Here is a 10578-nt window from a genome sequence, read left to right on the forward strand (position 1 = left end):
GGGCAAACCAACGCGCACGACCGCGCCGCGCAAACCGGCCGTCGCGGTCGCCAGTGCGCCGCCGCCGCAGGTCGGTGGCCTGGGCTGGCCGGTGTCGGGCGCCCTGCTGGCCGGATTCGGCGGCACCATGCCCGACGGCCGCAGCAGCGAAGGCCTGTTGATCGGCGCCGCCGCCGGCAGCACGGTCAAGGCGGTCAGCGACGGCACCGTGGTCTATTCGGAATGGATGACCGGCTACGGCCTGCTGCTGATCATCGACCACGGCAACGGCTACATGAGCCTGTACGCCAACAACGACGCCCTGCTCAAGGACGCCGGCGCCACGGTCAGGAAAGGCGAGGCCGTGGCCACGGTCGGCAGCTCCGGCGGCCATGGCCGCCCGGCCCTGTATTTCGAGCTGCGCCGCGGAGGGCAGCCGGTCAATCCGAACACCTGGCTGCGACGCTGATCGCGCGTTTAACGAAAGCTTGCAAACGCGCCGATTAACGTGCGCAGATAGCCGGTCGAACCCGGGCCGCCCGCGGCGGTCCAACCGGTACCCGTCTCGGAGCTTCGTGCATGTCCCTGCGTCATCCCTTGCGTAGTCTGCTGCCGCTCGCACTCGCGTTCGGCGCCGCTCCGGCCTTGTCGCAACAGGCGCCGGCGCAGCCGCCGGTGCAGCAGGCGCCTGCGCCTGCACCGCAGGAACCGGCAAAACAGACCCCGGAAAAACCGGCTCCGGAAACTCCCCCGTCGAGCGCGCCAGCGCCGCAAGCGCCCACCGGGCAAGCGCCGGCCGCATCGCCGGCTCCGGACGCAGTACCGGCAAAGGATCAGGCGGTGCCGCCGACCCAAGCGCCGGCCAAAGACGCGCCGGCCCCGAAAGCGCCGGAAAATTCCGGTCCGGACCAGCCCGCCGACAAACCCGCCCGCAAGCCTGCGGACAAACCCGCCGCCGCGAAGGGCAAGAAGGGCGAGGACGCCAGCGATTCGAAAGTGCCGATCGAGGAGATCCGGCGTTACGTCGCGGTCTACAACGCGGTCAAGCAGGCCTATGTCGAACCGGTCGACGACGCCAAGCTGATGCACTCGGCGATCCGCGGCCTGCTGTTCGATCTCGACCCGCACAGCGTCTATCTCGACAAGGTCGCGGCCGAGGATTTCGACGAGCAGTCGCGCGGCGCCTACGACGGCATCGGCGTGGAACTGCAGCGCCAGCCCGACGGCAGCCTGCGGGTGATCTCGCCGATCGACGACACGCCGGCGGCGCGCGCCGGGATCAAGGCCGGCGACCTGATCACCGCGATCGACGGCAAGCCGTTCAAGGTCGACGAGGGCGACAGCTCCGGTCCCCTGCGCGGCCCGGCCGGCAGCAAGGTGGTGCTGACGATCGTGCGCGAAGGCCGCGACAAACCCTTCGACGTGACCGTCGCGCGCGAGACCATCCGCGTCGCCAGCGTCAAGGGCCGGATGCTCGAACCGGGCTACGGCTACGTGCGGGTCAGCGCGTTCCAGGCCGACACCGCGGCCGATTTCGAGAGCCAGCTCGAGAAGCTCAAGACCCAGGCCGGCGGCAAGCTGCGCGGCCTGGTGATCGACCTGCGCAGCAACCCGGGCGGGCTGCTGACCTCGGCGGTGCAGATCGCCGACGATCTGCTCGAGAAGGGCAAGATCGTCAGCACCCGCGGCCGCATCGCGATCAGCGACGCCGAATTCGGCGCGACCCCCGGCGACCGTCTCGACGGCGCGCCGGTGGTGGTCCTGGTCGATGCCGGTTCGGCCAGCGCCTCGGAAGTGCTGGCGGGCGCCTTGCGCGACAACGGCCGCGCGCGCGTGGTCGGCAGCCGCACTTTCGGCAAAGGCTCGGTACAGACCGTGCTGCCGCTCGACAACGGCGATTCGGTCAAGCTGACCACCGCGCGCTACTACACGCCGAGCGGCAAATCGATCCAGGCGCTGGGCATCATCCCCGACGTGCTGCTGCGCGCGGCCAAGAGCGAAGACGACAAGCGCCCGAGCTATTACAGCGAGGCGACCTTGCCCGGCCATCTGCACGGCGACGAAGAGGACGCGCCCGGCACCAACGCCGGCGAAGTGCTCGAAGGCGATGCGCCGATCGCCTCGGCCCTGGCCGAACTCAAGAAGCCGGCGGTGACCGCGGCCGGCGACAGCACGCGTCGCTGACGCAGGCCTCGTTCAAGCGGGCCTCGTCAAGCCGGCGTCGCCGACCGCGGCGCCAGGAGGGCGCGGCACAAACGAAGAACCCGGCCGCTGGCCGGGTTCTTTCGTTGCGGCGCTCGAACCGCCGCGGACCTTCGCCGGCCCGCGCTCAGCGCGGCTTGGCCGGCAGCGGGAACGGCGTCACCACTTTCTCGCCGGTGGTGGCGTCGCGGATCGCCGACTGGCCTTTGCGCTCGACTTCCTCGATCCGCACGATGCTCTGCATCGGCAGATGCAGCACGCGGGTGCTGCCGAACTCGTCGCGCAGCCGCTCCTCGGTCGGGTCGACCACCAGGCCCTCGTGCAGGTCGAAGACCAACTCGCTGACTTCGGTGAATCCCCACAGATTGCCCGAAGCGATCTTGCGCGCGTACAGCTCGTAGATCTTGCCGGCGTTGAGGAAGGTGACTTTGTAGAGGGTGGCCATGGCGGTTCGGGGACTCGGGACTCGGGACTCGGGACTCGGGACTCGGGACTCGGGTGGTTAGATTCAGGGCTAACCCGAAATTATTGGGTCGCTGTTGCTGTTCTCAAGCCGGATCGCTGACCACAGGCCACGCGTTCGAGTCCCGAGTCCCGGCTCTTGATCAGTAGCCCCGCTTGCGCCGCAACCGCCGGGCGATGCCGGCGCGCGCGATCAGGGCGAACGCGCCGCCGAAGGCGAAGCCGGCCAGGTGCGCCGACCAGGCCACCGCGCCGAAGGCCGGGCCGATGAAGGTGAAGACCACCTGGAGCAGTGCCCAGACCCCGATCAGCAACGGCGCCGGGACTTTGACGAACTGCAGGAACAGGCCCAGCGGTACCACCACCCCGAGCTTGGCGTTCGGGAACAGGGCCAGGTAGGCGCCGATAAGAGCCGAGACCGCACCGCTCGCGCCGATGATCAGCCGGTCCGGGGTGCCGATCGCGATCACCGCGGCCAGGTTGGCCACCGCGCCGCCGAACAGGAACAGCGCCAACAGCCGCCAAGGGCCCATGGCGCGCTCGGCCGGCAGCCCGAAGATCAGCAGGAACACCAGGTTGCCGAGCAGATGGGCCCAGTCGGCGTGCAGGAACAGCGCGCTGAACAGGCGCAGCGCGCTGCCGTCTCGGATCGCCTCCAGCCAGGCCAGCGGGCTCGCCAAGCCGCCCGACAGCGCTCCCCATTCGAGCATGAGCCGGCGTTGCTCCGGGTCCGGCAGCACCACCGCCGAGACGATGAAGCACAGCCAGAGCAGGGCGAACAGCAAGGGGGTGGCCCAGCGCAGCCGGGTCCGCTCGCGCGAGGGAATGGCGACGAACACGGCCTCAGCCCCGCCCGCCAGGCACGGCGAGACCGGCTTCCGGGGGGGGGCCGGAAGGCGGAAACGTCCGTGGGGCGTGGCTTTGCGACATCGGTACGGTACGGGTTTGCGGTCTTGGGCGTATTGTTAGCGTTCGGTTAATAGCCGCGCTATAGTGCATACGGCGTCGTACGTCGGGAGGGGTTTCCGGCGGAACCGGGCCTAACCCGCGGCACCGTGCATACGGCCGTGTTAGACGAAAAAAATACTCCAACGGAGACTACACGCATGCAACCCTCACAACGCATCTCCCGCCTGACCGCACTCGCGCTCGGCATCGCCGGCGTCATCAGTGTCGGTTCGGCCGGTGCGACCGGCTTCCAGATCCGCGAAAACAGCATCCGCAACCAGGGCCGCAGCTTCGCCGGCAGCGGCGTGGCCAAGAACGACGCCGCCGTGGTGTCGAACAACCCCGCGGCGATGGTCAACGTGGACTCCACCACGATCCGCAGCGACATCACCATCATCGACCTGACCGCCAAGTTCACCGGCGGCGGTTCGGCCGCAGCCGGCAGCCCGCTGGCGCGTCCGCTCACCGGCGGCAACGGCGGCGACCCGGGCGACGCGACGCCGGTTCCGGCGCTGTCGCTGGTGGTGCCGCTGACCGGTTCGTTCGAGAAGCTGACCCTCGGCGCCAGCCTCAGCGCGCCGTTCGGCCTGAAGACCGAATACGACAAGGACTGGGTCGGCCGCTACAACGCCGTCGAGTCCGAAGTGAAGACCATCGACCTGACCTTCTCGGCCGCGGTCGCCCTGACCGACCGCTTCTCGGTCGGCGCCGGCCTGATCTACGAACGCGCCGAAGCCACCCTGACCAACGCCGTCGACTTCGGCTCGGCGATCTGCCGCGTCAGCGTCGCCGCCTGCGTGACCCCGAACCCGGTCGCCGCGCCGTTCGGTCCGCAGAAGAACGACGGTTTCGCCAAGGTCAAGGGCGACGACTACGGCATCGGCTGGCTGCTGGGCTTCCACTTCCGCCCGACCGACAAGTTCTCGATCGGCTACTCGCACCGTTCGGAAATCGATCACGAGCTGGAAGGCACCATCGACTTCACCAAGCCGGGCAATGTCTCCGCGCTGTTCGCCGCGCGCGGCATCACCCAGTACAACAGCGGTCCGGGCGGCGCCAAGCTGACCACGCCGAGCGTCGACACGCTGAGCCTGCAGTACGAGTTCACCGACCAGTTCCGCATGATGGCCGACATCCAGGCCACCGATTGGCATTCGCTGCAGTCGGTCGACATCGTCCGTTCCAACGGCACGCCGGTCACCAGCGAAGCCTTCGGTTGGGAAGACACGATGATGTACGCGCTCGGCGCCGAGTACGACCTCAGCGATACCTTCACCCTGCGTGGCGGCATCGCGATCGACGAAACCCCGACCAACGATCATGCGCGTACCCCGCGCCTGCCCGACAACGATCGCAACCTGTACTCGATCGGCCTGACCTGGGCCGCCAGCGAGCACCTGAGCGTCGATGCGGCCTATACCCGCATCACCATCGACAGCCCGACCATCAACACGGTCTCCAGCAGCGGTTCGACCCTGCAGGGTTCGTATAAGGGCCACGCCGACCTGTTCGGCCTGGCCGCTCAGTACAAGTTCTGATCGACGCGGCATCGCAATAAACGAAAGCCCCGCTTCGGCGGGGCTTTTTTTTTGAGGCATTCGCCGGCGATGTTCGGCCGCGATTTTTGCCTCCGGTTCGGCGAGCGGTCGAGTCCGCCATGCCCGCGTCGGACGCCTATGCGAAAATCCCTGCACATGCCGCCGGCACAGAGCCATGCGGCGGTTTGCGGCCTTCGCCGCGCCTCCAGCCCGCCGCAGGCCGCGGCACAGGACGACTCCTTGAGCGCCGACGTCTCTTCCGATTCCTGCCGCATCGTCGTCGCTACGCTGTTGTGCGGGCGCGCGCAGCCCTATACGCGGCCCGGCAGCATGAGCGCCATCGCCAAGACCGCGCTCGCGGGGCCGGTGCGTATCGGGGAGATGGGGCTCGAAGGCGACGAGCAGGGCGACCGTCGGGTCCATGGCGGCCCCGACAAGGCCGTACATCATTACCCCTTCGATCACTACCGCGCCTGGCGCGAGGAACTCGGTCCGCACGCGCTGCTCGAACGCCCCGGGGCGTTCGGCGAAAACCTCAGCAGCGCAGGACTGACCGAAGCCGCGGTCTGCCTCGGCGACCGTTTTCGTTGCGGCAAGGCATTGTTGGAAGTCAGCCAGGCGCGCCAGCCGTGCTGGAAGCTCAACGACCGTTTCGCGGTCGCCGACATGGCGCGACGGGTACAGGCCAGCGGCCGTACCGGCTGGTATTACCGCGTGCTCGAAGCCGGCGAAGTCGAGGCCGGCGACGTGTTGGACCTGGTGGAACGGCCGTGGGCGCAATGGAGCCTGCAACGCATCGCCACGATGCTGTACACGCGCACCCTGGATCGCGAGGAATTGCAGGCCGCGCTGGCGCTGCCGCTGGTGCCGTCCTGGCGCAAGCTGGTCGATGCGCGGCTCGCGCGCGGCACGGTGGAGGACTGGAGCTCGCGCATCGACGGGCCGGCGGTGCCGTAAGCGGCTTCGGCGCGGTGAACCCGGACCGGGTGCGGCGCAACCTTTGCGACTCGTCCGGGCTTTACTTCGACCGCCGGCGCGACACGGCGCCGTATCCCTCCCTCGAGCACCAGGAACCGCAAGGCATGAGCGAGATCAAGTTTTCCAACGAAGAAAAGGCGCTGATCGTCGCCAAGCTGCAGCGTTACTTCAGCGAAGAGCTGAAGCAGTCGATCGGCCGTTTCGATGCCAAGTTCATGCTCGATTTCATCGCCGACGAGATCGGCGCCTATTTCTACAACCGCGGCGTGCTCGATGCCCATGCCTTGTTGTCGGCCAAGCTCGAGGACATCGGCGACGCCTTCTATCAGCTCGAACAGCCGACCGACTTCAAGCGTTGAGGCGATGCGTGAGCGCGATGGGTAGGCGTGCGGTTTCGGCAGCGTGAGCTCTGGCGGCGAGGTGAGCGCGGGGCAGACGAGCCCAGCCGATCCTGGCCCGGCGAGAGCGCGCCCTCCTGTGCGATGCACCGCCACGCTCCTGCAGTGCCGGCCGGGCCCGCGACTCAGCTCGCCCGCGATGCGGGCGGTGCGCCGAATTCGTCGCGAGCGAAGCAGGCTCGCGCCGGCAGGCTGATCACCAGCACCGCTTCCTGCTGGAAGCGACGTTTGTATTCGTCGGCGATCTCGACCACGCGCTGGCGGCCGGTCGCGGTGTCGGCGTGGATAAGGTCGATCGCGCGCGAGTCTTCGCGCTCGATCTCGCCGCTGGCGCCGCGCCATTGGCCTTGCGCTTGGTAGATGGTCAAGCCATCGGGAAAGCGCGGCGTCACCACCTCGGCGAGGAAAGCCTGCCATTGGCTGTCGCCGACCGGGCCGGACGGACTGTTCATGCCGAACAGCACCCGGTCGAGCCGGCGTTCGCCGCAGGCGCTGGGGTCATCCGGTTTGACCGGCAGGGGAGCGATCGAAGCGCAGGCGGTCAGGGCGCACAACAAGGCGGCCGACAACAAAGGTCTGCAGGACATCGGCGTTTCTCCCTGGCGGATGCGCCCATCTTGCACGCGGCGTCGGCCGCGGCGCCGGCAAGGGCATGCGGTTATGCGATGGATGTCGCAGAGCGGCGACGGCTCTGGGTAGGAGCGGCGCAAGCCGCGACCAACCGAAGAGTCGTATGTCAGCGTAACGTCCGAAGCCCGGCCAAGCGGACTCGATCTCGAATCAGACCGAATGGCCGCGCTGCGACCGCTGCGCCCCGATCGCCGCATCGGCTGTCGCGGCTTACGCCGCTCCTACGGTGGAAGACGAGCTCTCCAAACGGACACGGCGCGCCCCTGAGGCCGCGCCGTGTCGGTTGTCCGGCTCAATGGACCACGCCTCGGCGCGGCCGAGGATCAACCCATCGCAATCAATCGCCCAAGGTCAGCAGCGAGGCGTTGCCGCCGGCCGCGGTGGTGTTGACGGTGATGGTCTTCTCGGTGGTGAAGCGCGGCAGGTAGTGCGGGCCGCCGGCCTTCGGCCCGGTGCCGGACAGGTTCTGGCCTCCGAAGGGCTGCACGCCGACGACCGCGCCGATCTGGTTGCGGTTGACGTAGCAGTTGCCGACCTTGACCCGCGCGCTGATGCGCTCGATGGTCTCGTCGATGCGCGAGTGGATGCCGAGGGTCAGGCCGTAGCCGGTCGCGTTGATCGCATCGATCACCGCGTCGAGCTGGTCGGCCTTCCAGCGGATCACGTGCAGCACCGGGCCGAACACTTCCTTGTGCAGTTGGTCGAGCGACTTCAGGGTGTAGGCGCGCGGGGCGAAGAAGCTGCCGTGGGCGCTGTCGGCGTCGACCGGAACTTCGGCGATCTTGACCGCTTCCCGGTCCATGCGCGCGGCGTGCTCGACGAGCATCTTCAGCGCGTCCTCGTCGATCACCGGGCCGACGTCGGTCGAGAGCAGGCCGGGGTTGCCGACCTTCAGCTCGGCCATCGCGCCGGCGAGCATGGCGGTGACCTTGTCGGCGATGTCTTCCTGCACGAACAGCACGCGCGCGGCCGAGCAGCGCTGGCCGGCCGAGGTGAAGGCCGAACCGATCGCGTCCTTGACCAGTTGCTCCGGCAGCGAGGACGAGTCGGCGATCAGCGCGTTCTGGCCGCCGGTCTCGGCGATCAGCACGCCGATGGCGGCGTCGCGCGCGGCCAGCGCGCGGTTGATGGCGCGCGCGGTGTCGGTCGAACCGGTGAAGGCGACGCCGGCGACGCGCGGGTCGCGGGTCAGCGCCGCGCCGACGGTGGCGCCGTCGCCGGGCAGGAACTGCAGCACCGCTTCCGGCACGCCGGCTTCGTGCAGCAGCTTGACCGCGTAGTAACCGATCAGGTTGGTCTGCTCGGCCGGCTTGGCAATGACGCTGTTGCCGGCGGCGAGCGCGGCGGAAATCTGCCCGGCGAAGATCGCCAGCGGGAAGTTCCACGGGCTGATGCAAACGAACACGCCGCGCCCGGACAGGTGCAGGGTGTTGGACTCGCCGGTCGGGCCCGGCAGCGCTTCCGGCGCGAACAGCTTGCGCGCCTGCTGGCCGTAGTAGCGCAGGAAGTCGACCGCTTCGCGCACTTCGGCGATGCCGTCGGGGATGGTCTTGCCGGCTTCCTTGGTGCACAGCGCGATGTATTGCGGCATGCGCTGCTCGAGCAGGTCGGCGGCGTGTTCGAGGATCGCGGCGCGGCTGGCGGCCGGGGTCGCGTTCCAGGCTTCCTGCGCGGCGACCGCGTTGTTCAATGCGCGCTCGACGGCGGCGCTGTCGGCGGCCTGCCACTGGCCGACGGTCTCGCGGCGGTCGGCCGGGTTGGTCACGGCGATGTTCGGACCGGTCACGGTCGCGCCCGGCACCAGAGGCGCGGCGCGCCAGTCGCCGACGGCGGCGTTGACTTCGGCGGCGAGGGTCTGCAATTGCTGGTCGTTGGCGAGATTGACGCCCATGGAATTGGTCCTGTCGTTGCCGAAACTGCGATAAAGATCGGCCGGAAGCGGAATGCGCGGGTGAGGGATGCTGGCGAACGCGGAAACGGTCTCGACCGGGTCCTGGATCAACTCGTCGATCGCGATGCTCTCGTCGGTGATGCGGTTGACGAAGCTGGAGTTGGCGCCGTTCTCGAGCAGGCGGCGCACCAGGTAGGGCAGCAGGTCTTCGTGCGAACCGACCGGCGCGTAGACCCGGCAGGGCACGTCGAGCCGGTGCGCGGGAATGACCTCGGCGTAGAGGTCGTCGCCCATGCCGTGCAGCTTCTGGAACTCGAAATGGCGCTCGCGGCCCATCGCCTTGGCGCGCTGGTGGATCGTCGCGATGGTCTGGGCGTTGTGGGTGGCGAACATCGGGTAGATCGCGTCGCCGGCTTCGAGCATGCGGCGTGCGTTGGCCAGGTAGGACACGTCGGTATTCGGCTTGCGCGTGAACACCGGGTAGCCGGGCTGCCCGTCGACCTGGGCGCGCTTGACCTCGCTGTCCCAGTAGGCGCCCTTGACCAGTCGCACCGGAATGCGGCGGCCCGTCTTGCGGGCCAGCTCGGCGATGAAGTCGATCGCCTCCGGCGCGCGCTTCTGGTAGGCCTGGATCGCCAGGCCGTAGCCTTCCCAGCCGTCGAGCGAGGGGTCGGCGTAGGCCGCGGCGATGACGTCGAGCGACATCTCCAGGCGGTCGGCTTCCTCGGCGTCGATGGTGAAGCCGATGCCGTAACTGCGCGCCAGTTGCGCCAGTTCGAGCACCCGCGGGGTCAGTTCGGCGAACACCCGCGCGCGCTTGGCGTGCTCGTAGCGCGGATGCAGCGCCGACAGCTTGACCGAGATCGACGGCGCGCCGAACACGGCGTCCGGGTCGGCGGACTTGGCGCCCGACTGCGCGCTCTTGCCGATCGCATGGATGGCGTCGCGGTAGGCCTGCAGGTAGCGCAGGGCGTCCTTGGTGGTCAGCGCGCCTTCGCCGAGCATGTCGAAGGAGTAGCGGTAGTGGGCGTTGTCGCCCTTCTTCGAGCGCGACAGCGCCTCGCCGATGGTCCGGCCCATGACGAACTGGTGGCCCATGATCCGCATCGCCTGGCGCACCGCCAGGCGGATCACCGGCTCGCCGACCCGGCCGACCAGGCGCTTGAAGGCGTTGTGGACGTCGCGCTTGGTGTCGTCGTTGAGGTCGACCAGCTTGCCGGTCAGCATCAGGCCCCAGGTCGAGGCGTTGACCAGCACCGAATCGGACTGGCCCAGATGGCGCTTCCAGTCGGCTTCGCCGAGCTTGTCGCGGATCAGCTTGTCGGCGGTTTCCTGGTCCGGAATGCGCAGCAGCGCTTCGGCCACGCACATCAGCAGCACGCCTTCCTCGCTGCCGAGGTCGTACTGGCGCATGAAGGCTTCGATCGCGCCCTGGTCCTGGGCGCGGGCGCGCACCCGCTGGACCAGCTCGGCGGCGGTGGCCTGGGCGGCGTCGCGGTCGGCGGCCGGCAGTCGCGCCAGTTCGAGCAGATGGCGGACGTGCTCGGCCTCG

The 10578-nt window shown here is 68.7% G+C and carries 9 protein-coding genes; 5 read left to right on the forward strand and 4 right to left on the reverse strand.

The annotated features are described in order from the left end of the window. Both ACSAMQ_RS18235 and ACSAMQ_RS18240 read left to right on the forward strand, forming a co-directional pair. Positions 1-448 (forward strand): murein hydrolase activator EnvC family protein (locus tag ACSAMQ_RS18235; protein WP_435397019.1); only part of this gene is annotated, 448 nt, incomplete at its 5' end. 371 nt (positions 449-819) lie between these two features. After that, on the forward strand, positions 820-2163 hold the full coding sequence (locus tag ACSAMQ_RS18240; RefSeq protein WP_435397020.1) for a S41 family peptidase: 1344 nt from the start codon (positions 820-822) through the stop codon (positions 2161-2163). 145 nt (positions 2164-2308) lie between these two features. Here the strand turns inward: ACSAMQ_RS18240 and ACSAMQ_RS18245 are convergent, their stop codons facing one another. Together ACSAMQ_RS18245 and ACSAMQ_RS18250 are read right to left on the reverse strand one after the other, a co-directional pair. Further along, positions 2309-2626, reverse strand: a complete 318-nt coding sequence (locus ACSAMQ_RS18245; protein WP_031371311.1) for a DUF1820 family protein — start codon at positions 2624-2626, stop codon at positions 2309-2311. A 160-nt stretch (positions 2627-2786) separates the two neighbouring features. Next, entirely contained in the window at positions 2787-3482 is a 696-nt protein-coding gene (locus tag ACSAMQ_RS18250; RefSeq protein WP_435397021.1) for a rhomboid family intramembrane serine protease, read from the reverse strand. A 267-nt stretch (positions 3483-3749) separates the two neighbouring features. Here ACSAMQ_RS18250 and ACSAMQ_RS18255 point away from each other — a divergent pair, with 267 nt between their 5' ends. The 3 genes from ACSAMQ_RS18255 to ACSAMQ_RS18265 all read left to right on the forward strand — a co-directional run bounded on the left by ACSAMQ_RS18255 (position 3750) and on the right by ACSAMQ_RS18265 (position 6466). Further along, positions 3750-5129 (forward strand): OmpP1/FadL family transporter, encoded by a 1380-nt coding sequence (locus tag ACSAMQ_RS18255; RefSeq protein ID WP_435397022.1) that lies wholly within the window; start codon positions 3750-3752, stop codon positions 5127-5129. 240 nt (positions 5130-5369) lie between these two features. Then, the gene (locus ACSAMQ_RS18260; protein WP_435397023.1) at positions 5370-6086 is read left to right on the forward strand and encodes an MOSC domain-containing protein; all 717 of its coding nucleotides are present in this window, start codon (positions 5370-5372) and stop codon (positions 6084-6086) included. Between the two features lie 125 nt (positions 6087-6211). Continuing rightward, positions 6212-6466: a DUF2164 domain-containing protein gene (locus ACSAMQ_RS18265; protein WP_435397024.1), complete on the forward strand. Its 255-nt coding sequence runs from the start codon at positions 6212-6214 to the stop codon at positions 6464-6466. 164 nt (positions 6467-6630) lie between these two features. Here the strand turns inward: ACSAMQ_RS18265 and ACSAMQ_RS18270 are convergent, their stop codons facing one another. Continuing rightward, positions 6631-7092, reverse strand: a complete 462-nt coding sequence (locus ACSAMQ_RS18270) for a DUF3574 domain-containing protein (RefSeq protein ID WP_435397025.1) — start codon at positions 7090-7092, stop codon at positions 6631-6633. A 380-nt stretch (positions 7093-7472) separates the two neighbouring features. Next, on the reverse strand, positions 7473-10578 hold a 3106-nt coding region (gene putA, locus ACSAMQ_RS18275; protein ID WP_435397026.1), incomplete at its 5' end, for a bifunctional proline dehydrogenase/L-glutamate gamma-semialdehyde dehydrogenase PutA.

It is taken from the genome of Lysobacter sp. 1R34A, assembly GCF_051217035.1.
GTDB lineage: Bacteria > Pseudomonadota > Gammaproteobacteria > Xanthomonadales > Xanthomonadaceae > Lysobacter.

What these genes read in the sequence shown, in the direction of transcription:
- ACSAMQ_RS18245 (WP_031371311.1), bottom strand. Translation starts at nt 2,626, where the DNA reads ATGGCCACCCTCTACAAAGTCACCTTCCTCAACGCCGGCAAGATCTAC.
- ACSAMQ_RS18255 (WP_435397022.1), top strand. Translation starts at nt 3,750, where the DNA reads ATGCAACCCTCACAACGCATCTCCCGCCTGACCGCACTCGCGCTCGGC.
- ACSAMQ_RS18265 (WP_435397024.1), top strand. Translation starts at nt 6,212, where the DNA reads ATGAGCGAGATCAAGTTTTCCAACGAAGAAAAGGCGCTGATCGTCGCC.
- ACSAMQ_RS18270 (WP_435397025.1), bottom strand. Translation starts at nt 7,092, where the DNA reads ATGTCCTGCAGACCTTTGTTGTCGGCCGCCTTGTTGTGCGCCCTGACC.